The sequence below is a fragment of the Arenicella xantha genome (assembly GCF_003315245.1).
GTDB lineage: Bacteria > Pseudomonadota > Gammaproteobacteria > Arenicellales > Arenicellaceae > Arenicella > Arenicella xantha.
This window is the reverse complement of sequence record NZ_QNRT01000008.1, coordinates 1-23,013: the sequence shown is the minus strand read 5'-3', so window position 1 is coordinate 23,013 and position 23,013 is coordinate 1. Positions and strand designations below refer to the sequence as shown.

25 protein-coding genes and 1 tRNA gene are annotated in these 23,013 nt (G+C 48.0%); 13 read left to right on the top strand and 13 right to left on the bottom strand.

Annotation, left to right across the window (positions count from 1 at the left end; translation table 11 throughout):
* Nucleotides 1–31 precede the first annotated feature (31 nt).
* The 5 genes from DFR28_RS17940 (at nucleotide 32) to folE2 (ending at nucleotide 4,917) form a co-directional block, all read left to right on the top strand.
* Complete coding sequence (locus DFR28_RS17940; protein ID WP_113955776.1) at nucleotides 32–865, top strand: SDR family NAD(P)-dependent oxidoreductase; 834 nt, start codon at nucleotides 32–34, stop codon at nucleotides 863–865.
* Nucleotides 866–930: 65 nt separating this feature from the next.
* Entirely contained in the window at nucleotides 931–1,176 is a 246-nt protein-coding gene (locus DFR28_RS17935; RefSeq protein WP_113955775.1) for an exodeoxyribonuclease VII small subunit, read from the top strand.
* Between the two features lie 6 nt (nucleotides 1,177–1,182).
* Nucleotides 1,183–2,073, top strand: coding sequence for a polyprenyl synthetase family protein (locus DFR28_RS17930; RefSeq protein WP_211317048.1), 891 nt, complete (start codon nucleotides 1,183–1,185; stop codon nucleotides 2,071–2,073).
* A 91-nt stretch (nucleotides 2,074–2,164) separates the two neighbouring features.
* Nucleotides 2,165–4,027 (top strand): 1-deoxy-D-xylulose-5-phosphate synthase, encoded by a 1,863-nt coding sequence (gene dxs / locus DFR28_RS17925; RefSeq protein ID WP_113955847.1) that lies wholly within the window; start codon nucleotides 2,165–2,167, stop codon nucleotides 4,025–4,027.
* A 65-nt stretch (nucleotides 4,028–4,092) separates the two neighbouring features.
* Entirely contained in the window at nucleotides 4,093–4,917 is an 825-nt protein-coding gene (gene folE2, locus DFR28_RS17920; RefSeq protein ID WP_211317046.1) for a GTP cyclohydrolase FolE2, read from the top strand.
* 208 nt (nucleotides 4,918–5,125) lie between these two features.
* On the opposite strand, the gene DFR28_RS17915 is transcribed toward folE2, so the two are convergent.
* The 7 genes from DFR28_RS17915 to rpsF form a co-directional block, all read right to left on the bottom strand.
* Nucleotides 5,126–5,779, bottom strand: coding sequence for a retropepsin-like aspartic protease family protein (locus DFR28_RS17915; protein WP_113955773.1), 654 nt, complete (start codon nucleotides 5,777–5,779; stop codon nucleotides 5,126–5,128).
* Complete coding sequence (gene radA, locus DFR28_RS17910; RefSeq protein ID WP_113955772.1) at nucleotides 5,772–7,151, bottom strand: DNA repair protein RadA; 1,380 nt, start codon at nucleotides 7,149–7,151, stop codon at nucleotides 5,772–5,774. The genes DFR28_RS17915 and radA overlap by 8 nt, the downstream gene beginning before the upstream one ends.
* 13 nt (nucleotides 7,152–7,164) lie before the next feature.
* Nucleotides 7,165–8,256: an alanine racemase gene (gene alr, locus DFR28_RS17905; protein ID WP_113955771.1), complete on the bottom strand. Its 1,092-nt coding sequence runs from the start codon at nucleotides 8,254–8,256 to the stop codon at nucleotides 7,165–7,167.
* Nucleotides 8,257–8,290: 34 nt separating this feature from the next.
* Complete coding sequence (gene dnaB, locus DFR28_RS17900; RefSeq protein WP_113955770.1) at nucleotides 8,291–9,676, bottom strand: replicative DNA helicase; 1,386 nt, start codon at nucleotides 9,674–9,676, stop codon at nucleotides 8,291–8,293.
* Nucleotides 9,677–9,926: 250 nt separating this feature from the next.
* Entirely contained in the window at nucleotides 9,927–10,373 is a 447-nt protein-coding gene (rplI, locus tag DFR28_RS17895; protein WP_113955769.1) for a 50S ribosomal protein L9, read from the bottom strand.
* Nucleotides 10,374–10,382: 9 nt separating this feature from the next.
* The gene (rpsR, locus tag DFR28_RS17890; protein WP_425455486.1) at nucleotides 10,383–10,595 is read right to left on the bottom strand and encodes a 30S ribosomal protein S18; all 213 of its coding nucleotides are present in this window, start codon (nucleotides 10,593–10,595) and stop codon (nucleotides 10,383–10,385) included.
* A gap of 47 nt (nucleotides 10,596–10,642) precedes the next feature.
* Complete coding sequence (rpsF, locus tag DFR28_RS20125; protein ID WP_113955767.1) at nucleotides 10,643–11,167, bottom strand: 30S ribosomal protein S6; 525 nt, start codon at nucleotides 11,165–11,167, stop codon at nucleotides 10,643–10,645.
* 258 nt (nucleotides 11,168–11,425) lie between these two features.
* On the opposite strand from rpsF, the gene DFR28_RS17880 reads away from it, so the two are divergent.
* Together DFR28_RS17880 and DFR28_RS17875 are read left to right on the top strand one after the other, a co-directional pair.
* Nucleotides 11,426–11,698 (top strand): PqqD family protein, encoded by a 273-nt coding sequence (locus DFR28_RS17880; RefSeq protein WP_170132176.1) that lies wholly within the window; start codon nucleotides 11,426–11,428, stop codon nucleotides 11,696–11,698.
* Nucleotides 11,699–11,702: 4 nt separating this feature from the next.
* Nucleotides 11,703–12,845 carry a nucleotidyltransferase family protein gene (locus DFR28_RS17875; protein ID WP_113955765.1) on the top strand — a complete coding sequence of 381 codons (1,143 nt, stop codon included), beginning with the start codon at nucleotides 11,703–11,705 and terminating at the stop codon, nucleotides 12,843–12,845.
* Here DFR28_RS17875 and DFR28_RS17870 read toward each other — a convergent pair.
* The gene (locus DFR28_RS17870) at nucleotides 12,823–13,761 is read right to left on the bottom strand and encodes a hypothetical protein (protein WP_147251055.1); all 939 of its coding nucleotides are present in this window, start codon (nucleotides 13,759–13,761) and stop codon (nucleotides 12,823–12,825) included. The two genes, DFR28_RS17875 and DFR28_RS17870, sit on opposite strands and share 23 nt — an antisense overlap.
* Nucleotides 13,762–13,840: 79 nt before the next feature.
* Here DFR28_RS17870 and DFR28_RS17865 point away from each other — a divergent pair, with 79 nt between their 5' ends.
* Together DFR28_RS17865 and DFR28_RS17860 are read left to right on the top strand one after the other, a co-directional pair.
* Nucleotides 13,841–14,296 carry a hotdog fold domain-containing protein gene (locus DFR28_RS17865; RefSeq protein ID WP_113955763.1) on the top strand — a complete coding sequence of 152 codons (456 nt, stop codon included), beginning with the start codon at nucleotides 13,841–13,843 and terminating at the stop codon, nucleotides 14,294–14,296.
* Between the two features lie 21 nt (nucleotides 14,297–14,317).
* The gene (locus tag DFR28_RS17860; protein WP_113955762.1) at nucleotides 14,318–15,319 is read left to right on the top strand and encodes a Gfo/Idh/MocA family protein; all 1,002 of its coding nucleotides are present in this window, start codon (nucleotides 14,318–14,320) and stop codon (nucleotides 15,317–15,319) included.
* Nucleotides 15,320–15,390: 71 nt separating this feature from the next.
* On the opposite strand, the gene DFR28_RS17855 is transcribed toward DFR28_RS17860, so the two are convergent.
* The 4 genes from DFR28_RS17855 to DFR28_RS17840 are packed head-to-tail and all read right to left on the bottom strand — an operon-like array spanning nucleotide 15,391 to nucleotide 18,793.
* On the bottom strand, nucleotides 15,391–16,086 hold the full coding sequence (locus DFR28_RS17855) for an SDR family oxidoreductase (protein WP_170132175.1): 696 nt from the start codon (nucleotides 16,084–16,086) through the stop codon (nucleotides 15,391–15,393).
* Nucleotides 16,073–17,083, bottom strand: coding sequence for an SPL family radical SAM protein (locus DFR28_RS17850; protein ID WP_113955760.1), 1,011 nt, complete (start codon nucleotides 17,081–17,083; stop codon nucleotides 16,073–16,075). The genes DFR28_RS17855 and DFR28_RS17850 overlap by 14 nt, the downstream gene beginning before the upstream one ends.
* Nucleotides 17,076–17,933, bottom strand: a complete 858-nt coding sequence (locus tag DFR28_RS17845) for a hypothetical protein (protein WP_113955759.1) — start codon at nucleotides 17,931–17,933, stop codon at nucleotides 17,076–17,078. The genes DFR28_RS17850 and DFR28_RS17845 overlap by 8 nt, the downstream gene beginning before the upstream one ends.
* Nucleotides 17,934–17,953: 20 nt before the next feature.
* A complete protein-coding gene (locus tag DFR28_RS17840) occupies nucleotides 17,954–18,793 on the bottom strand; it encodes a glycosyltransferase family 2 protein (RefSeq protein ID WP_113955758.1) in 840 nt (279 codons plus the stop codon).
* A gap of 535 nt (nucleotides 18,794–19,328) precedes the next feature.
* Between DFR28_RS17840 and DFR28_RS17835 the strand changes: the two genes are divergently transcribed.
* The 3 genes from DFR28_RS17835 (at nucleotide 19,329) to DFR28_RS17825 (ending at nucleotide 20,626) form a co-directional block, all read left to right on the top strand.
* Nucleotides 19,329–19,415: transfer RNA gene (locus tag DFR28_RS17835), tRNA-Leu, on the top strand.
* A 164-nt stretch (nucleotides 19,416–19,579) separates the two neighbouring features.
* Nucleotides 19,580–19,732, top strand: coding sequence for an integrase arm-type DNA-binding domain-containing protein (locus tag DFR28_RS20120; protein ID WP_113955757.1), 153 nt, complete (start codon nucleotides 19,580–19,582; stop codon nucleotides 19,730–19,732).
* Between the two features lie 273 nt (nucleotides 19,733–20,005).
* The gene (locus tag DFR28_RS17825) at nucleotides 20,006–20,626 is read left to right on the top strand and encodes a tyrosine-type recombinase/integrase (RefSeq protein WP_170132174.1); all 621 of its coding nucleotides are present in this window, start codon (nucleotides 20,006–20,008) and stop codon (nucleotides 20,624–20,626) included.
* Nucleotides 20,627–20,852: 226 nt separating this feature from the next.
* On the opposite strand, the gene DFR28_RS17820 is transcribed toward DFR28_RS17825, so the two are convergent.
* Entirely contained in the window at nucleotides 20,853–21,686 is an 834-nt protein-coding gene (locus tag DFR28_RS17820; protein ID WP_170132173.1) for a tetratricopeptide repeat protein, read from the bottom strand.
* A gap of 279 nt (nucleotides 21,687–21,965) precedes the next feature.
* Between DFR28_RS17820 and DFR28_RS17815 the strand changes: the two genes are divergently transcribed.
* A complete protein-coding gene (locus tag DFR28_RS17815) occupies nucleotides 21,966–22,562 on the top strand; it encodes a hypothetical protein (protein ID WP_113955754.1) in 597 nt (198 codons plus the stop codon).
* Nucleotides 22,563–23,013 lie beyond the last annotated feature (451 nt).

Genomic DNA, 23,013 nt, shown 5'->3' with positions numbered 1-23,013 from the left:
TCGCTCGTACTAGAAACCAGATTGTTAAGGTATGCACAAAGCTCAGCAAAAAACTATTTTAATCACCGGATGCAGCTCTGGTATTGGACGTGAAACGGCTCGTATTCTGAGAGATCACGACTTTCATGTCGTCGCCTCCGCACGTAAAGCCAGCGATGTTATCGAATTAGAACGCCGCGGCTTTGAGACACTCTTACTCGATTTAGATGATTCTCTTAGCATTCAATCTGCGGTTGAGTATATCCAGACCAACCATCCCAATCTATTCGGCCTCATTAACAACGCCGCATTCGGGCAACCCGGAGCGGTCGAAGACCTAGATCGCGCAACGCTGCGCGCTCAATTTGAAACCAATGTATTTGGAACCCATGAATTAACTCGGCACCTAATTCCGCTGCTCCGCCAACAAACAGACGCTCGAATAATACAAATCAGTTCAGTGTTGGGGTTTGTGGCGCTACCGTTGCGCGGCGCCTATGTCGCGTCGAAGTATGCATTAGAGGGCTTGAGCGATACGCTACGCTTAGAGCTGAGCAACACCAACATTAAAATTTCGCTAATTGAACCTGGCGCGATAGATACACAGTTTAGAGCCAACGCGCTCATTAAACTGCAGCAGAACATCGAAATCGAACAAAGCCGTCACAAACCTAACTACACATTGGCGCTGCAACGACTAAGTCGTGCCGAGCCAGCGCGATTTTCAGCCTCATCCGAACGCGTATCTAAAGACATTCTACACGCCTTGACCGCCAAACGACCCAAGCTCCGCTACCGTATCACCTTGCCGACGATCATCATCGCGCAGCTAAAACGTATATTGAGCACCCGAATGCTGGACAAAATTATCGGGAATAACGGATAAATCCGCCAGCAGTGTTAGAATACGACCCCGCTGACATTTTAACGACTTTAACCAGATAACTTCGCATGGCTGATACCGAACTAAAAGAGCTTGATTTTGAACACGCATACCAAGAACTAGAGGCAATTGTTGACCGCATGGAACGCGGCGAACAGTCGCTGGAGCAGTCGTTAAGCGATTTCGAGCGAGGTGTTGTGCTAATGAAGCATTGTCACGGCGTGTTACGCGACGCTGAACAAAAAGTTGAAATTTTAGTCAAAGATAACAATGGCTTATTCAGTACCGAGCCATTCGACGAACGTAACGACTAACCCCAAGTGTCTCTTTCATTGCAATCTTTGCAGACTCGAGTTGAGACTGCGCTAGACAATGCGTTATCTAACCCGCAGGTACCTGAACGCCTGCTGGAAGCTATGCGCTACTCAACGCTTAATGGCGGCAAACGGATACGTGCGTTATTCACGTATTGTGCTGGCCTGAGCGTCGACGCCCCAATTGAAAAATTAGATGCGGTGGCAGTAGCTATTGAGTGCTTACACGCATATTCATTGATCCACGATGACTTACCCGCCATGGACGACGACAATCTGCGGCGCGGCAAACCGACTAATCATGTTCAATTTGATGAAGCAACCGCCATCTTAGCCGGCGACGCTTTGCAATCGTTGGCGTTTGAAGTAATCGTCCAATCAACGCTGAGCGATGCACAAGCACGCGCCATCACCACACAACTCACGCAAAGCGCGGGGCCGGTTGGAATGGTAGGCGGACAAATGCTGGATATCCTCGCAACCGATCAAACCTTGAACCGAGCCGAGATGGAAGACATTCATCGACGTAAAACTGGCGCACTGATTCACGCGTCAGTGCTATGCGGCGCCTTGTGCAGCGACTCACTATCAGAGCTCGAGCAATCCGCGCTCGTAACATATGCCGAAAACCTTGGGCTAGCCTTTCAAGTCGTCGATGACGTATTAGATGTAGAAGGAAGCACCGAAGAACTCGGTAAACCCAGTGGCTCTGACGTCGCGGCCGGTAAAGCAACCTTTCCAGTGCTGCTCGGCCTGGCTGAATCAAAATCATTGGCGCAAAATCTTTGTCGCGTCGCGATGGAAAGCATCGACACGATCAGCGATAATAGAAACACATCCACGGCACGCTCTATGTTGCGTGAACTGGCGGAACGAATCGTTAACCGAACACACTGAGTTTTTTCGCCTAACCACTAAATTAGTACTCGCCTCAGCGAGTCAATAATCCTAAAAGACTGTGACCGATACTGCTAAATTTCCATTATTGATGACACTTAACTCGCCCGCTGATTTGCGAGCCTGCAGTGAGGATCAACTACAGCAAGTCTGTGATGAGACGCGCGGCTTCCTGATCGATACCGTTGCTAAAATCGGCGGACACCTAGCCGCGGGGCTTGGCACCGTAGAGCTTACCACTGCCCTACACTATGTATTCAACACACCTGATGACCGCCTAGTATGGGATATCGGCCACCAAGCGTATCCGCATAAAATTCTCACCGGACGTCGCGACCAGCTGCACACAATTCGTCAGCAAGGCGGCCTATCTGGTTTTTTAAAGCGTTCCGAGAGCGAATACGACACCTTTGGCGCGGGCCATTCGAGCACCTCAATAAGTGCTGCGCTAGGCATGGCCGTTGCCGCTGCACAACAAAAACTTGATCGTGACGTAATCGCCGTTATCGGCGACGGTGCGCTCACTGCAGGCATGGCATTTGAAGCGTTAAACAACGCTGGCGACATGGACGCCAATGTTTTGGTGATTCTTAACGACAATGACATGTCGATATCGCCGAATGTCGGTGCCCTAAAGAACTATCTTACCAAGCTTATGACCGGCCCGACGGTCAGCTCAGTTCGGCGCAGCACCAAGAAAGCGCTCAGCAGCATTCCTCCAGTACGTGATTACGCACGCCGCTGGGAAGAACATATTAAAGGCATGATCCTACCCAGCACTCTATTTGAGGAAATGGGTTTCTACTACGCCGGACCGATTGATGGGCACGACATCGACACTTTGGTCACCACGCTGCGAAACCTGAAAGACATAGAAGGACCACGCTTTTTACATATCGTCACCAAAAAAGGTAAAGGCTTTGAACCCGCCGAACATGCGCCGATCAAATACCATGGCGTATCACCGTTTAATCCAACTACCGGTGAGTTTGGCAAAAAAGCGAAAGTTCGCAGCTATACTGACGTGTTCAGCGACTGGTTATGCGACATGGCCAAACTGGATGAAAAACTGATCGGCATAACACCGGCCATGCGCGAAGGGTCGGGCTTAGTACGCTTCTCAGAAGAATACCCAGAGCGCTATTTCGACGTTGCAATTGCTGAACAACACGCACTAACCTTTGCCGCTGGCATGGCCTGCGACGGCCAAAAGCCAGTCGTGGCAATCTACTCCACGTTTTTACAACGCGCTTACGATCAACTTATTCACGATGTAAGCGTTCAAGACCTCGATGTCATGCTCGCGATAGATCGTGCCGGACTCGTTGGTGCCGATGGCGCTACTCACGCAGGGGTATTTGACTATAGCTATTTGCGTTGCATTCCAGACTGTGTGATATACGCACCGAGCGATGAAGCAGAATGCCGAGACATGCTATACAGTGCCTATCAGCACGTCGGATTAACCGCGGTACGCTATCCGCGCGGTGCCGGAATTGGTGCACAAGAGCGCCAAGACATGCAAACAATACCGCTCGGCACGGCTCAAATTGTACGCGAAGGCCAGCACGTCGCCATTTTGTCATTCGGAACGCTGTTACCGGCCGTACAACTGGCCGCTGAAAAACTTAACGCAACCGTCGTGAACATGCGCTTTGTTAAACCTCTCGATGAAGCGCTATTACACAAACTGGCTGCGCAGTACGACTTATTAGTCACCGTAGAAGAAAATGTAATCGCCGGTGGCGCTGGCTCTGGCGTCAATGAATTTCTAGCAGCTAACGCGCTCGCCACAGCGACCTTGAATTTGGGTCTTCCAGACCGATATATAGATCACGGCACACAAACCGCACAGCTTGCGCAGTGCGGGCTTGACAGCGAGGGCATCGAGGCCAGCATTAAAGCCTCACCGTTCTTTCGTCCGTCACACGAAAAACAGCAGAAAACTGTTTAACCTATCAACTAATTTAACGACATTAAGCCACGTTAGTGTGCTTTACCCGTCCCCCAAGCATTGTTATGACATCCGCAACTAAATCGACTAATACCCAATCAACTTCAGCAACCATGGAAGATGTTCAAGGTAGCGTCGACACTCGCCAGATTCCGATTAACCGAGTCGGCATCAAAGATATTCAGCATCCTATTACAGTACTTGGTAAAGACGGACGACGCTCCGCCAGTATTGCCACATTTTCGATGTCAGTGAGCTTGCCACACGACCAAAAAGGCACGCACATGTCTCGTTTCATTCAAATGCTGAATGAAACTGAAACTGAAATTTCAGCGAAAAATTTCAACAAAATGCTATCGAGCATGGTGGAACGCTTAGAAGCTGAATCAGGGTACATCGAGATGCAGTTTCCGTACTTCATCGAAAAAACTGCGCCTGTCTCGGGAGTTAAAAGCTTGATGGACTACCAAGTGAATCTTGTGGGCCAAATTGAACAAGGTCATATCGATGCGACATTGGAAGTAACCATTCCAGTCAAAAGTTTATGCCCCTGCTCTAAGAAAATTTCCGAATATGGCGCACATAATCAACGCTCGCACATTACCGTTGGCATCAATTGCAGTAGCAAACTGTGGCTTGACGAACTTATTAAAAGCGTAGAAGCGCAAGCAAGCGCTGAACTATTCGCAATTTTAAAACGACCAGACGAAAAATACATAACCGAGCGCGCGTATAACAATCCTAAATTCGTTGAAGACGTGGTACGCGATGTAGCTGATGTGTTTGACCAAAACGACCGAATTTTACGCTATTACGTTCACGCCGAAAATTTTGAATCGATACATAATCACAGCGCTTTTGCGGTGGTCGAACACGACAAGTCTGTTTAGCAATCGGCACACAAAGTCAGCAATCTCACCCAGTCGGGTGAGGCGCGGCAAACACCGTCGTCCTATACTATTATTTCCTTACCGGGAATAGCTAAAAGTACAGGATGTACGAGTTGCAACAGGATGTTGCTAGGCAATAAAAAAGCCGCATGGAGTCGAGTCCATGCGGCTTTTATTTATTGCCATCAATCGCAAGCTAATGTCGTGCTTAGCGACGCTTCAACACCATGGTATTACCGGTGCGATTCATATTTAAACGACTTAAAAAGGTCATTCCTAATAACGGTTTCAACGGGTAATTGCCGACGATGACTCCCGCTCTAACATTGTTAATCCGAATGCCACCGATACTGACTTCGTCTAATTCAACGCTATACATCGGCGCTGTGCCTGACGCGGTATTTGCATAGCCCATTTGGCCACTCAGATAATCAACCCCCACTCGCTCGGCTTGCTCGCTACTGAGCACCACTAAGCTCGCTCCGGTATCAACCAAAAAGCGAATGCCTTTGCCATCAATGCTACCGTCAGATTCAAAAAAACCGGCATCATTAACAAACAACGTAACCTCTTCAGCATAGCTTGCAGAAGGTTTGGCACCAAGGCTGTGTTTAAGTCGTGTAGTACTATTGAGGGTTAAGGTTTCGCGCTGTCCGTTGACTGAGATCACGGCCTCTTTAGTATTCGAACTGACTAACTCGACACCTCTATATGAGCTGCCGGCACGCACTATTTTGGGCTTAGTGCCATCAATCGATAACATTGCCCGATCGTTAAACAACGCTATCGCAGTCACTGACTTAGCATAAGCGACGCTACTGATCGACAGCAACAAAAATATCATCAAGAGTTGTTTAATCATCAAATGCACATCTCACTGCCTGTTCCAGGGTATTAACGGCGACTATTTCCAATTTGCTCGACTTCCAGCTCGATTGGTTCCCCTTGGGTATAATTAAGCGCTTAAATCCGAGCTTCTCTACCTCTTTTATCCGATCTAGCCCGCCTTGTACAGGGCGAATCTCACCAGTTAAACCAATTTCGCCAAACACAGCCATATCGGAGGGTAGTCGGCGATTCTTAAAACTCGATAGCACCGCTAGTAATATCGCGAGATCGGCCGCCGGTTCATGCACCTTAACACCACCGATCACGTTGACGAACACATCTTGATCATACAAGGAAAATCCCGCATGGCGATTAACCACCGCTAACAGCATCGCTAGCCGTTGATTATCCAGCCCCACAGTAACTCGACGCGGGTTCGCCAAGGAACTCTGATCAACCAGCGCCTGCACCTCAACTAATAACGGGCGAGTACCCTCTTGCGAGACCAATACCACACTCCCTGTCGCATCATCTTGCGTGCGCTTAATAAACATTGCAGACGGATTGGTGACCTCTTTCAAGCCACGATCAGTCATTGCAAATACGCCAATTTCATTGACTGCCCCAAAACGATTTTTGATCGCGCGGATCAAGCGAAAAGTACTGCTCTGCTCGCCCTCAAAATACAAGACTGTATCCACCATATGCTCAAGCACGCGTGGCCCCGCCAGCGCACCTTCTTTAGTGACATGCCCCACCAAAATAACGATTGTGCCGGTTTGCTTACCAAAACGTACCAAGCGGCTAGCGGTTTCCCTTACCTGCGCAACGCTGCCCGGCGCAGATTGCAAGGTATCGGTGTAAAGGGTTTGAATCGAATCGACCACCAACACTTGCGGCTTATATTGAATAGCCACATCTAAAATGCCTTCCAGTTGATTATCCGCCAACAAACTCAGATCAGCATCTTGCACGCCCAAGCGACGTGCCCGCAATGCAATTTGTTCGGCAGATTCCTCGCCAGTCACATACAGCGTTTCTTTTTGCTCGCTCAACAGAGCTAAGCTTTGCAGAATCAAAGTGGACTTTCCAATACCAGGGTCGCCACCTAATAAAATCACCGAGCCAGGCACTAAGCCACCACCGAGCACACGGTCCAGTTCAGCCAACCCCGTGCCAAAACGTGGCGTGCCGGCAACACTGACTTTTTGCAGCTTCTGAACCTCAGCTTTCGGCGCAAAACCTTCAAACCGCGCCGCCTTGGGGTTCGCGCTGCTCGTTGTTCTTTGACTTCCAAGCTCCTCTTGCAAGGTGTTCCAATCTCCACAATCCTGGCATTGCCCCGTCCATTTTGGAAACTGCGCACCACAAGCAGTACATGCGTAGACAGTTTTTGTTTTCGCCATTAACCAACTCCCTCTAGATGATAATTCGCTCAACGCGCGGCGTAATACCACAGGTCAACTCATAGGCGATAGTCTCGGCATTCTGCGCCACGATCTCCACCGGATTCTCTGCGCCCCACAACACAACCTCATCGCCTACACTGGCCTCGACCTGACCAAGATCAATGGTAATTAGATCCATCGACACACGCCCGATCAGCGGTACTAGCGTACCATTCACAAACACTGGTGTACCAGATGGCGCATGCCGTGGATAACCATCTCCGTAACCAGCCGCAACGATGCCGATGCGCGTATCCTGCTCAACGGCATACGTAGAGCCATACCCGATCGGTGTTCCTGCTGATACCTGACGCACCGACAGTAACGCTGATTTGAACGTCATAACCGGTTTCAATGGTAACGCCGACGCGTATTCACCACTCTGTGGCGAGACACCGTACAAAATAAGCCCCGGCCTCACTATATCGAGCGCCTGACCTGGAAAACCTACGCAACCAGCCGAGTTCAAAATACTGTGCTGCGCAAATGTATGCTTGGCACGAAATCGATCAAATCGGTCAAATTGATAATGATTGCCAGGATGATCAACACAATCAGCATTCGCTAAATGTGTCATTAAACTGATCGACTGGACACCGGGATTAACACGTAAACGATCCAGCACCTCGGGAGCTTCCGCCAAGGAAAACCCCAAGCGCCCCATTCCAGTATCAATCTTTAACCATATGTCGAGCGCCGCAGAAACTGGCAACTGCTCGAAGGCATCAAGCTGCGCCAAATCGTAGACTACGGGGCGCCATCGTTTAGCACCGAAGCTAGATAGTTCATCATGTGTAAAACGGCTGGATAACAGGGTTAGCGGCTTATTTATGCCGTGTGCGCGTAAACGTTCAGCATCATCTTGGCATGTTACGCCAAACTCATCAGCTTGTTGCAAAGCATCAGCCGCCAGCTCCATACCATGCCCATAACCATCGGCCTTGATAATCGCCATTATTCTGGCGCCTGGAAGCAAATCCTTAACGACGCGAAGATTATGTTGATACGCCGCCGTATCAATGACGACATGAGTCGCCCTATGTTGAGTTTTAACTATGGACACGGATCAGATATTCGCAACAATTAATGCCAACGCACTAATGCATCTCTTCCGAAAAGTTCGGATTAGCATAGTTCTCGAAACGGGTAAATTCGCCTAACCAAGCTAAACGAACAGTACCAATCGGTCCATTACGCTGTTTACCAATAATAATTTCAGCAAGACCTTTTTGGTCGGTCTCAGGCTCATACACTTCATGACGGTAAATAAACATAATAACGTCAGCATCTTGCTCGATCGCGCCCGATTCCCGCAAATCTGACATCACAGGCCGTTTATTGGGTCGTTGTTCCAAGCTTCGATTCAGCTGAGATAGCACGATGATTGGACAATCAAGCTCTTTAGCTAAACCCTTTAGAGATCGTGTAATGTTCGATATCTCTAGGGTTCGGTTTTCACCACCGCCGGTGTCATTACCACGCATAAGTTGCAGGTAATCGATCATGATCATGCCTAAACCGTGCTCATGCTCTTGCGCTAAACGTCGCGCTCGCGTGCGCACCTCGAGTGGCGACAAGGCTGGCGTATCATCGATATAAATGTACTTATCTTGCAGTATTCCAACCGCAGAAGTGAGTTTCGGCCAATCCTCGGTATCCAGCTGACCAGTACGCAACTTACCGGAATTTACATGACTTAACGACGCTAACAAACGAGTAGCTAACTGCGTGCCAGGCATCTCCATACTGAATACGGCTACCGGCAAATTTTGATTAATCGCAGCATATTCAACTAAGTTCATCGAAAAAGAGGTTTTACCCATTGATGGACGCCCCGCCACAATCACCAAGTCCCCGCCCTGCAGACCACTGGTCTTTTTATCCAAATCCACAAACCCAGTTGGAACACCCGTGACTGTTTGCTTGGTGTTAAATAGCTCCTCGATTTTGTCGACCGCTTCCGCCAACAAGCTATCAATACGACGGAACCCAGCCTTAGCTTCATGATTATTTTTAGCGATTTCAAAAATAATCGACTCGGCGAAATCTAAGATATCTTCAGGCGAACTACCATCCGGTTGATACGCGCGCTGAATAATGTCGTTGGCACTTTCGATCAGGCGTCGAAGAATGGCACGATCACGAACAATTTTAGCGTAAGACTTAACGTTTCCGGTGTTCGGTGTGTTCTTCGCCAGCGCCCCCAAATAAGCCAAACCGCCAATTTTATCGATTTCGCCAAGATGCGTGAGTGCCTCCGATACGGTTACTACGTCAGCGGCTTCGCCACGCTCATCCAAGCGAACTATTTCATTAAAAATTAGCTGGTGATCACTGCGATAAAAATCGCGAACTTCTATTTCTGAGCTGATCTCATCAATAACTCGGTTATCCAGCATCATAGAACCGAGAATAGACTGCTCAGCCTCTATGGCTTGCGGCGGTAAGCGCAGGACATCTTCTTCTAACGTTGTTTTGGCCATCTTGCTACGATTGTTCGGTTAATATGTCGGGATAGACTCCCGATCGACGGCCGAATACTGTAACACAACCGCTACTTTTTTTGCTTCCTCCAGCGCAGGATTTCATCGAATCCTCACGAAATATTCAAGCATATTAAAAGCGCCTAGAACACACCAAGAGAGTCACAGAAAAAGACCTTAAGATGCCGCGTTCGGCCAAAAAAAATCCCCGCAGAGCGGGGATTTTCTTACAGAATTAAAATCAGTGACTTTATTCTGCAACGACTTTCACGTTAATAGTGAAATTAACTTCGGAATGAACCGAGGCGGCGACTTCATAGTCACCAATCGCTTTAATAGGACCTTCTGGCAGTTGAATTTCTGATTTGGTGATTTCATAACCTTTGGCCGTGAAAGCATCAGCAATTTCAATTACACCAACCGAACCAAACAACTTGCCTTCATCACTCGCACGACTAGCGATTTCGACGGACTTACCTTCGAGCTCAGTAGCACGCGCTTGTGCGGCTTGAAGTTTATCCGCAGAAGCTTTTTCAAGCTCCAAACGTCGGCCTTCAAATGCTTGGATGTTGGTTTCAGTCGCAACAGTTGCTAGACCTTGTGGCACCAAGTAGTTACGAGCATAGCCCGGCTTCACAGTGACCATATCGCCTAGGTTGCCTAGGTTTACGATTCTTTCCAATAGGATAACTTGCATGATGACCTCCTATCGGTGTCCGTCAGTGTATGGCAACAACGCTAAATAACGAGCGTTTTTGATGGCGCTTGCAAGCTGACGTTGAAAACGCGCTGCAGTGCCAGTGTTACGACTCGGAATGATTTTGCCTGATTCCGAAACAAATGATTTTAGCGTAGCTAAATCTTTGTAATCGATATGCGTTGCGCCTTCAGCCGTAAAACGGCAAAAGCGACGACGCATCTGGCGAAAACCTGGACGTCTTTTCTTAGGTGCATTACGTTTCATCTTTATGCCTCCTCAGTTTCAGTTTTTTCTTCAGCAGCTGACTCATCAGCGCTGTCGGCTTCAACGGTTTCTTCAGCTTCGGCAGCTTTCGCTTCCTCAGCGGCTTTAGCTGCTGCTACTTTAGCAGCCTCTTCAGCAGCGGCGGCATCAGCTTCAGCAGAAGCAGCACGTGCTGCGTCACGCTCTTCATCACGCTGACGCTCAGCTTCAACTTCTTTCATCATCATTGATGGCTCAGTCTCAGCTTTCTTCATTTTCAACACGAGGTTGCGAATGATGGCATCGTTAAAGCGGAAAAGGTTCTCAATTTCAGCCAAAGTCTCTTGTGAAACTTCTACATTCATCAAAATGTAGTGAGCCTTGTGGATTTTATTGATTGGGAATGCTAACTGGCGGCGACCCCAGTCTTCGTAGCGATGAACGGTTCCACCGCCCTGCTCGATAACGCCTTTATAGCGATCAGCCATTGCGGTGACCTGCTCGCTTTGATCTGGATGTACCAGATACACAATTTCGTAATGTCTCATTAGAGCTCCTCACGGTTACAAAGTCTCCTGTGAAGTACGCAAAATTCGAATACTTACAGTGAAACAAGGAGAGTGGTTAAAAATGGCTCCCAAAGCTTGGAAAACACACTAGATAACCTCGATTTTCGCAAGGATTCTGAATGACCAACCCTCAGCGAAGCGCGATTCTAGCCGAAAGGCGGCTAAACTGCAAAGCAAGCGACGCGAAAAGCTCGTAAAATAAGGCAACGTTGAATCAATACCAAGCAGGTTGACATTGTGAAGTACCAATTAGCCGCAAACATATCCCTAACCCAAGTCGACGATGAATCTGTTTTACTAGACTTAGACGCCGGCACCTATTTTGGGCTAAATGCGGTCGGAACCAGTTTTCTCCAGTTACTTGAAGCGAAATCCAGCTTTCCTGAAGCAGTCTCTACAGTTCAATCACAATACGACGCACCTGCCGAACAAGTCCAGCATGACCTCACTGAGTTACTAACAACATTGGTTGATCAAGGGCTTATCACTCGTCGCGGCGAAGCTCCCTAAGCCAATGGCCACCGCCCCACTAAGCCAATCTAAATTGCTTAGTCGCTCGAACAGCCTCGCGTTGCTCGCGCCACTTCTAGCTGAACCGTACCGTGCCGAGTCGAGTACCGCGCTAAAGGCAATATTCGATCACATTGCGCCATCTGTCGACACTTTGCTAAGCATACTTGACTACCACGGCGTTACTCTGTTGCTCGCAAGCAAACACTCCCTGCCAACCAAATTACAACCAGCCTTGCTGGAGCGCAAAGCAATGGTAGTGGCCAGCGAGGGACTGAGATCACAGGCTCTGCTAACGCTATTTAGCCAGTTCTCCGCCGCCGGCCTCGCGCACTTCATTCTGTTTAAAGGAGGGGCCGTCGCCCACACGATCTATCAGCAACCTTGGCACCGACCTCGCTCGGACGCTGACATATTAATCGACGAAATTTACCGCCCCTTGGCTAATTCAGTTTTAGCCAACCTTGGATACCAAAAAGAGTTTGCGATTGAAGGCAAATACGTCTCATATCAAAGCAGCTACTCACTCACACTACCGGGCGGCAGCAAGCAGCATATCGATCTGCATTGGCGAATCAATAACCGGCAAGCGCTCGCCCAAGCTTACAGCGTCGAACAATTACATGCCGATGGCCAATCACTGAATGCTCTGCACGATACTGTGGTAGTCCCCAGCACAGTCGACAATCTACTAATCGCTTGCCTGCATCGCTTAGGGCACCACGCAACCGAAGAACGATTGATCTGGCTTTACGATATCCACCTACTTGCGAGTAAACTGCAATCCAGCGATTGGCAAGTTTTGCTTAGCAAAAGTCGGCACAAGCAATTGTGCGCCATCGTGGCTGATGGGCTAGCGACTTGCCAAACACGTCTCGGCACAATAGTTCCAGACACGATCATGACTAGCTTAAGTGATAGCAAACTGGAGCCTAGCGCGTTATTTGTTAACCGAGACCTACCAGAATGGCGCTACTTTATGCGCGACCTGAAAAGCATGCCTAGTCTTAGTGCGCGCGCAGGCTTGATTCGCGAGACCGTGCTACCACCAGCCGCTTATGTGCGCCAACAAATGGGCACTAACTCGACCAGCTTAGCCTATATGAAGCGTTTGATTCGCGGCATCAAGCGAGTGCGCGGAGCTTAGCCAAGGCCTCAATCGTTTTCATTCGCATACTAGCGAGTTGCTTTTTGTCGCGTGGAAACCGAATTTCCAACACCGGCACAGTGCCACATACCGATTTAGCAAAACGCGCATGACGCTGCATGGCGTCTCTGTCAAACAGCTTAGTGGCAACTGTGTGGCGAATAATTTGCAACATAGCCGCTCGCCGATCTAAACGATCAAAATAGAGCGTGTCGGCAGGCTCCGGATGCAGTCGCACCAAAAAATCTAATGACAGTTTGCCGCTGGCGCTTTTTTCGACCGTAGCATTGGGTAGTTTCAGTTGTGGAAAGCGCGGCAGTAACAACGGTTTTTGATCTTTAAATTCCGGTGCTTGCACTGGCAAGATATCATCCGAAATTTGTTGCCATAAGGTGTCTCGATGCCGAGAAAAGGTCGATTTCCCAGCGCCCGATTCCGCGATAATGCCGATATTTCCAACCGGCGTAGTTACCGCGCCCGCGTGTAAGCAATAAGTATCTAGCTCGGCTAACAACAACACCAACGCCGGGCCAATAATAACTTCCAAATTAACTCGAGCGTCGAACGACGCCTCATTCAACAGATGGATGTGCTTTTCATCGAAATCAATTAAGCAGATAGGCCGCCCATCGACATCGATCTGAGCTCGATGCGATTTGCGCCAGTATTGAATACCGCGCAGGCGATTATGAATCGGGGTCTGTCCTTGATAACACAGTTCGGCATTCTGCTGATCTAGCCGAATTGGCTCTGGAAAATGCAATAGTAGTTCGGAAAAACGAGTCGAGGCCGGGCCAATATAAAAAGCACTCAGTGCGGCCACTTGCGACTCGAACACAACCGGCTGCCCCGCTAATACATAGTGGTGCGCCGCCGAGTCCGCGGTATGAAACCCAGTTGAAGTCACCCTAATCACGCGGTGATCATAACGAATACACTTGAGCTTGAGAACATCTTACTCAATAATATTTTTTTAAACCCAACCTCAGATCAATATGCCCTCGATTTTACAACGCTACGAACAGTTTAGACGACTGACTGGCGGCAACTTCGTATTCAGCAAAGTGGTGGGGTTCAGCGCTCCGTTTTTCGGCAAGATCCGCCCGAACGTTATTGATCTTCGCCCCGGTTATTGCGAAGTCCAGATTAAAGACCGCTGGGGTATTCGTAACCACCTCGGTACAATCAACGCTGGCGCATTGTGCTCCTTAGCCGAAATGACCGGCGGTATGGCACTCGACACGCTAGTGCCGAGTAACATGCGCTGGATCCCGCGCAGCATGACGGTAAATTATCTAGCCAAAGCAACGGGAATCATTACTGGGGTCACTGATCTACCGAACAGCGAACTTAGAGAAGGTGACTTTGTGGTACCCGTTCGCGTCAACAATTCTGCCGGCGACACAGTCTTTACTGCTGACATCACATTTTATGTCAGCTTGAAAAAATAACTTAATGAGGAATCAAACACCGTGACAACTGTTAATTGGGGAATAATCGCGCCAGGTAATATTGCGAACAAATTTGCGACAGCATTAAATGGCACCGATGGTGCAATATTGCATTCTGTGGCCAGCCGAGACCCCGAACGGGCCGCAGCATTTGCTAAAACACACGGATTCAAACATGTTGCCAGCGACTATACCGCGCTACTCGCTGACCCAGAGGTCGATGCAATCTACATCGCCTCCCCCCACCGATTTCATGCCGAACAATCTATCCAATGCCTGAACGCTGGCAAAGCCGTTTTGTGTGAAAAACCAATGACGGTCAACGTGGCAGATGCAAAACGCGTACTGCAAGCCGCCAAAGACAATAAACAGTTTTACATGGAGGCCGTCTGGACTCGCTTTATGCCGGTCTATCAGGCGATACGTAGCTGGATTGACCAAGGCTTAATCGGCGAAGTGGAAACCGTGCAAGCCAGCTTTGGCTTTGCCAAAGAATTCGACGCAAGTCATCGTCTATACGACCCCGAGCTCGCTGGTGGCGCGCTGCTAGACTTAGGCATCTACCCGATCACATTGGCGCAAGTTGCTCTGCAGGATGCACCAATTGACATCAAGGCTAGCGCGTCGTTAGGCCAGACCGGAGTGGATGAACGAACCGGCATGGTGTTGCAGTACCCATCCGGCGCCATCGCCACTCTGAATGCCACCGTACGTGCCAACACCTCGTATGACGCCTGGATTTTTGGCAGCAAAGGCAGCATCCACATCCCTCGCTTCTGGTTCGCTGAGTCGGCCACCGTATACAGCCCGAGCAACATTGAATTTGACAACCCGCAGGTGCACGAATTTCCACACCGCATCAACGGTTATGAAGGCGAGATCGAAGAAGTGCACCGCTGCCTAGCTGCAGGCCAACTTGAGAGCCCACTGCTACCGTGGCAGGAAAGCTTGACGGTCATGTCAATCATGGATGATGTTAGACGCCAAATTGGACTCAAATATCCGTTTGAAAGCGGCGTCTAACAAACAACCTTGAACTACTTTAGTTAAGAAAGCGCGGCAATCACCGTGCGTTCTTAACACTTTGCCAAGCACTATTTCTTTCTAAAGCTACGCTTAATCGGTTGCAAATTAATTTCGTCAACCACCACGTTCCTAGGTTGTGCCAAGGTATGTAAAATTGCCTGAGCAACCGACTCTGGCTCGATCACAAACTCATTACCTAATTGTGGAGCAAAGTCTAGCTGGTCGAAAAAATCGCTATCTACTGGGCCGGGATTCACCAACATAACTCGTATATTTGATGTGGAACAGTCGGCCCGCAAGCTCTGAGCTAACCCGCGTAAGGCAAATTTCGTTGCACAGTACACCGCTCCTGCACGCGCACCTTGCAGCGCCGACTCACTGCCAATCAATACAATATCGCCATGCCCACGTTGCTTAAAAATCGGCAGATAGTGCTTAAGTAAATAAAAATGACTAACTAAGTTGGTGTCCACCATTTTTCGAATCTGGGCATGCGAGAACTGCTCTATTCCGCCAAACTGTCCGTAACCCGCATTCAGTATCAGCACATCCGCTGGTAAATTGGCTTGCTTTAGAAAACTGGGTAAAGCGTCGAGCTTACTTAAATCAAACGAATGCGTGTCCATTCCAATAGTCTCAACATCAGAAAAGTCTCGCGCTATTCCGCTGACTGAATACCCCGCGGCCAGCAATTGTTTTGCAGTCGCTAAACCGATGCCTGAGCTGGCACCGGTAATCAGCGCTGATTTATTATTCTGACTCATACGACGAATAGCAAAATAGTTTGTCGGCTGGCATATATTTTTGACACAAAGCGGATACGGTCTCCAGCACCTCAGCTTCGATTTCTTGTCGATAAGCCACCATGCCATTGGTATCATCCAATCCAGCATTTAATATCCAATGCTCAGGATAAAGCTTCGACATTGTCTTATGAAACCCTTTGGGCAGACGAAAACCACCTAAGGTGACGCTATCTATACGCTTCGGATCAAGCGTTTCGAAAACTGCCTGCGCGGTACGGCGATAATCCTCAACATAATCACTGTGCCACACGATTGGATCAAAGCGAATGCCAATCCGCCAACCGTGCGCTTGTAAGCGCTGTAAAGCCTCTAAACGCTTAGCAAAAGGGGGCGCACCGAATTCAACTTGTTGTGCCACCGCGTCAGGACTCAAACTATAGGCCACCACCACATTTTCCTGCGCAGGCATATTCAGCAACGAACGGATTTGCGTGCTCTTAGTGCGTAACTCGAGCACCGCATTGGGAATTTCTTTAAACGCTGGCACAAACACTTCAGCGAACTTAGTAACAGGTTCATAAGCTAAACTATCGCAGTCATAGCCTGAAAAAAACCACACCGGCTTTGCATCGTCGACATGCCGCTTGGCAACCTGCTTAATCTCTTCAAGAAAATCGTCATAGTTAACGAACAGTAGATAGTTAGCCGAGCGCAACATGCCCTGTAAAAAACAATAGCGACAGTCATACACACAATTAAGCATGTGTGAAAAGTAGTAATGTGCGCCACCGCCGGTTTCATATTGAGCCGGTGTTGGCATGACCTTGCTATTTTGCTTGGCCGCCAAAATCAACGATGGGTTTTGCTTCTGAATTCGAAAGTTCTGTGCGTGCGAATTAAACACCTCTCCATATCGCTCTATTATGATTTGCCGCGCTTTAGGGTAACGCGCCAAAATAGTCGCGGTTCGCGGTAAATCCATGATCGCTTGTTCGATATATACGGAATCAACCATGCTTCGTGCCCTCGAGTGACAATGCAGCTAACTGCGGAACAATGTCGGCAGCAATCGCATTAAGCTCACGCAACAATGCCTTGGCGGTTAAGCTCGTTTTTTGCGATAAGTCATGCAATACATCAGTATCTGACATATATGAGATTTGATTCACCAACTGTTCAATCTGTCGACGCTGGCTAACGGTGGCTCGGATATCTGTGAAACACTGCGCTGGCGTAGCAACCATGCTCTGCATCGCCACATCGCGTAATTGCTCGGAAAATCGATCAACACACGCCACATGCGGCGTCATCAACTCGGTAATACGTGACGCATTTAGGTGTTCAATACCTTCGCTTTGATTATCTGACACTACCTTAATAGACTGCACTAGTTCGCTCGGAGCAAAGCGCATAGCCGCGCTATAAAAAGCAGCCGCCTCCATATCGACCGCCGCACCAATCGGGTAGTCACTCGATGGCGCAGGCACACTCAGCACGGCATCACTGGCACCAGACCATTTTGCGATTAATGGAGGATAATGCGCTCTACCCTGTTCTCCTGCGGCACAGCCATGCACTAAAAAAACCTCGCCCACAGCACGTGAGGCATGCCCGGCAGTACCAATATTCAACCAGACCCGTGAACGATCAGATTGCCCTCCAGCCCAACCGACCGCCGTTGCCATCGCTTCGGCACCAATCCCAGCCACGATAATTTCTAAAGACTCCGAGCGATAGCAATCAAATGGCTTAGCAATAGTCTTTTTGAGGCGATGCGCATCAATCCACGGCCGAACTTCGCAGCTTAGCGCAGCGATTAAGGTGATCAATGGCAACGTTGAGCTCGGCGGCTGCGTTACGGGCATAGTGCTAATGTCATATCGGTTCAGCGCCAGTGCGCTAACTTAGTTTCACAGTATTCGATCAACTCGAGGTTATCTCGCTTAATTGCGCCGTTCAGCAATATCTCAAGTTTTTTTAACAACGTTTGTCGCGCCATATAGGTCAATTCCGAAGACAAATTAGCTTGTATTTCAGAATGACCCAAACAATTTTCTAATGCTATCACGCGGAACCGATCCATCCCCCAGAATTGCCGTGAAAGCTGGTCGGTATGTCCTCCGTATTTATTAATGCACGGAGTCGAGACAAACGCCACCTCATATAACGCGGCAATACGAAGCCACAGGTCATAGTCCTCGCAAGCCGGTAAGTCTGGATCAAAGACCCCGACACGATCAAATACAGAGCGATGAATAACAATCGACGACGGCGACATAGCGCACAACGGCAGGCAATACTCAAAGATCCAACCACCATGCTTCTGATGCTTATCCATTTGGTTTACCCGCACGCCATTGCGAATCCAGATTTCTTCGCCATGACACACTTGTAATTTAGTTTGCTCCAACGCGCTAAACTGCAATGACAATTTCTCAGGCAGCCAGTTGTCGTCCGAATCAAGTAAAGCGATCCAATCACCTTCAGCAACACCAAGGCCGGTATTTCTAGCAGAACTCACGCCACGGTTAGTCTGATAGATATAACGAACCTGCGGAAACTGCACTGCAATCATGTCTGCGGTGCCATCAGTCGAACCGTCGTCGATCACAATCACTTCATAATCCTCGCGCTCGACAAGCCAGTCTTGCGCAAAAACAGACTCCAACGCGCGCACTAATAGCGCTTGGCGGTTATAGGTAGGAATGAGGATTGATAGATTCACGTTGCTTCAATTTTTCGGTTAACGGCGTTCACTTCACAGTAAAGCTGTGCTAGTCTCATTCTTCGAAACAGCCATAAGCCACTGTTTTATAAGTATTTTTAATTTTATTGGGTATTAATCACACCACAGGTGTTGCGAAAAACACACTATCAATAGAGATTTCTTGCATTTAGTTAACTGTTGGTTACAAGCGCATTTTAAACCCGATTACGCTCATATACTTTACTCATGAAATGTAAATGAGTATTTATTTTCATAACTCTCTCTTCTTTTTGTTAATTTAACGCCGCAAAACTTATGCGGCGTTTTTTTTTGCCTGTTCACTTCTCGCAGCCGAGCATCAACGCAGCATTCAATAACAATTCGCACTCAAACCGACTCTCTGTTTTGCTCCTGAAACGAGCTTCCCAATGCAACGGAATTCCGCCCTTTAACGTGCGACCATCATAGATTATTTAGCAGAGTGAAAATTAATGATTAAAAGCGTTGAAACTAAAGTGCACACGCATATATAATCGCGGCTCGCTGATGTTACGCCGGGGTGGCGGAACTGGTAGACGCGCCGGATTCAAAATCCGGTTCCTTCACGGGAGTGTCGGTTCGATTCCGACCCTCGGTACCATCGGTTAGCAAACAAGCCCGTTAATTCGGGCTTTTTTGTGCCTGAAGCGAACGGAAACCCGCATAAAACCTAGCTTTATATTTTCTTTACTTCCTAAGCAATCCTAATTGATCCATTGACAGCCTAGAAAATTGTTGCCACATTTACACAGATGGCAACACCTAATGCTGACAGATACGCTGTTCAAGTCGTTAAAAGCGCAGGATAAGAGCTACTCTAAATCGGATGGCAACGGCCTTTATATTGAAGTCGCGCCCAGTGGGGGAAAATACTGGCGTAAAAATTTTCGGTATAACGGCAAGAAAAGAACAAACTAGACAATATTGTTGGTCTAGTTGCTAAGGAATGGCACAAGAAACAAAGCGTAAACTAGAAACCGCTGCATTCCAAAAAGGTTTGGCGGTAACTTGAGGCCAATATTCTTCCCTACCTGAAAGACAAACCCATCGACCACTGATCTATAGGATCTATTGAGAAGAGTTGAGCTCGACATTGCGTCACGTCAACGCCAGCGCTGCGAGGCTATCTTTAAACACGCGATTCTCTCAGATCGCCTTACACACAATCCTGCGACCCAATTGGTAGGCGTGTTGAAAACAAAGAAAGTGACCCACCGAAACGCTCTATCGAGTAAAGAGTTACCCGAATTTTTCCATAAACTTGAGAACTTCGACACCCACCCTATCGTTAGGCTTGCAACCAAAATGCTTATCCACACCTTTGTAAGAACAGGTGAACTACGCCACGCAACATGGGATGAAATCGACTTTGAAGAACGGGTTTGGCATATCCCAGCCGCCCGTATGAAAATGGATGCCGATCACATCGTACCGCTGACTGATCAAACCATCGGCTTTTTAAACGAGCTAAAGGAATATAACGGCAAGCGTCAACACGTATTCGCCAGCCCCAGCCGCCCGAAACAAGGTTTAAGCGAAAACGCTATCCTTAACTTGCTGTACAGAATGGGCTACAAAGGCAAAGCCACCGGTCACGGCTTTCGCGCTACCGCGAGCACTACACTCAATGAAATGGGCTACAACCCAGACGCCATTGAGCGCCAACTCGCCCACGCTGAAACTAACAAAATTCGCGCCGCCTATAATCGCAGCGAGTATATGGAAGAAAGGATCGTGTTAATGCGCGACTGGAGCAATTACCTTGATTCAGTCTCAAACAAAGTCGTTCCTCTCCATAGCAATATAAAGTGAGATACCCTAAACCACGTCCGAACGTGAAACGCCTTTGAATCTCTGTCACTAAATGAATACTGCGCGTCTAAAAAAGTGGGTATGGTTTATTAGGCCTTTGCAACAACCTAGGCATTTGATAGGTACCCCCCCACCATTGGCTGCTTCGCTAGTTTCCATTTGAGCCTCAACGCTAGTACGAGAGGCTAAACTTTTGACTAAAACTTCTCTGCAGCAATGGGCTTTCTCAATGGCCATCTTCGTGCAACAACCCATAATTTGTGCACCCAGCTTGATGCCGAAGACCACAAGCTTTGCCAAAGAAGGCTTTTGCTTTCGGTATGTCCCGCTCTACCCCCTTTCCATTGTAGTATACATCGCCTAGGTTGAAGCATCCGCTCGATATGCCGCCATTGCATGACCTCAGGTAAAGTGCATTTGCCTTTACTTGATCTTGTGTTACTCCATTACCATAAGCATGAGCTTCAGCTAGGTTAAAGCAAGCGCCCACGATGCCGTTATCGCATGAATTTAGGTAAAGTTCATTTGCCTTTACTTGATTCTTTATCACTCCATTACCTGTAGCGTAAGCATTGCCTAGGTTTAAGCAACCTACAGCCTCGCCACCCTCGCATGTCTTACGGTAAAGCTTTGCCGATTTGAAATAGTCTTGTTTAACGCCTTCACCGAAAAAATATGCTTGGCCAAGCTTTAGGCATCCGTCAAAATAGTCCTCATCGCAGGCCTTGCGAAAAAGTTTACTCGCTTTGACTTGATCTTGAGCGACACCCTTGCCATCAAAATAAAGATACCCAAGCCTATAACAACCGCGAGCATCGCCACCATCGCATGCCTTTTGGTAAAGATCTGACGCTCTTAAAATGTCTTGTTTAACTCCGTTGCTTGAAAAGTAGGCGTCGCCTAGCATAGAGCAAGCCCGACTATCGCCGCTATCGCAGGCGACATGATTACTTTCTGCATCGTCACCTGCCAGGTCTTGTGCTATGGATTCGAGCTGGACAAAAGCGCAAAGTATTGTCGATAAGGTTACTAACAAATGTTTGATGTAAACTGTCTTCAACAAGCCTGCCTCCGTTGGGAATTATTTGAGATTGCTGATAATACTCTTTGATTAAACACCAGCCAAGTCTTATGGCCATCACTCCTACCGCGAATGAAAAGTTGGTGTCGAGTCTTGCTTTTTGCCGCTACACATCACGAACTTGAGGTAACATTGCCCCTTTAGCCCTAGTACGAAGCTAGAATGGAAGTTCAATACTCCAATCGGACATAAGTGGCGGCCTCATAACTTCCTTACCGTCACTTATCTAATTCAATTTTTTGTCAATGGACCCCTCGAATGAGCTTAAGAGTCACTTCATTAGTTATCACCTACCTTGCACTTTACTTTTTACCTTTAAGCGTAAGTTTGGCAAAGGAATTGGAAATTTTCCCAAGCGGAACAGACTTCCAAAAAATAGTTAATTTAAAGGATAGATCGCACGCTTGGGCGACATGCTATGCAATGGACAAGGCCTTGGCTAGTAGAAAAAATACCGAACCAACTCAATCGCAACAGCGAGAAAAACTTGCCGAGGCTACTAAGCTTATCATTATGATGACCTTGCTTGATGACCCTAATCTTTGGAGGGAAGATCAACGCAATGCTCTTTCAGTTGTTTGGACCGCAAATAAGATAGTTTCGGAAAGAAGTTCTGAATACATTAGGCTGATGACACAAATCCAACAAGAACTAGGCGCGAAAGAATTTGCTAAAAATTTTAATCGCACCAGACGAGTATGCGAATCTAACTCCATTGGTGGGTTGCAGATAGTAAAAGACTTTGAGGAAAGAGTTCACGCCCAAGACAAAAAGGCAATAATGTTGGCTGAAATCATGGAAAAATCGAGCATTAATTGGGTTCTCACTCCTAAGTTCTCAATGAAGCCTCAATAAATGTCCGGAATGGGACTTTCCGCCATTTGATTAATCATTAGGTATACGACATGATCCGAACTTGAGAGCCGACTTGATAAATATCAAAGCACTCAAAAGCTTGGCGGCTAGAAGAACCCTGCGCGGGCGAGCTACCCTTGTTCTTTGGCCACTGAAAGAACCTAGCAATAACTAGATCTTCAATAATCAAAAACTTTCAACTGCCCACGCAATAAAAAGCGGGGATAGCTTATCGGCACTGCGGGGACAGGCGTCTTAACACTTGAATACATGACCTCAAAATGTCACTCTTACTACACAAGGAATTTAATCAGGAGTTATGGATGACTCAAGCAAGAAGCACCCTCGTATCAGCCGAGACTGTAAACTGAACTGTGTATCTGCTTAACGCAACTTGTTAAGGTAGATACTATGACTAAGAACAAACTCTCTGCTCAGATTGAGCAGCTCC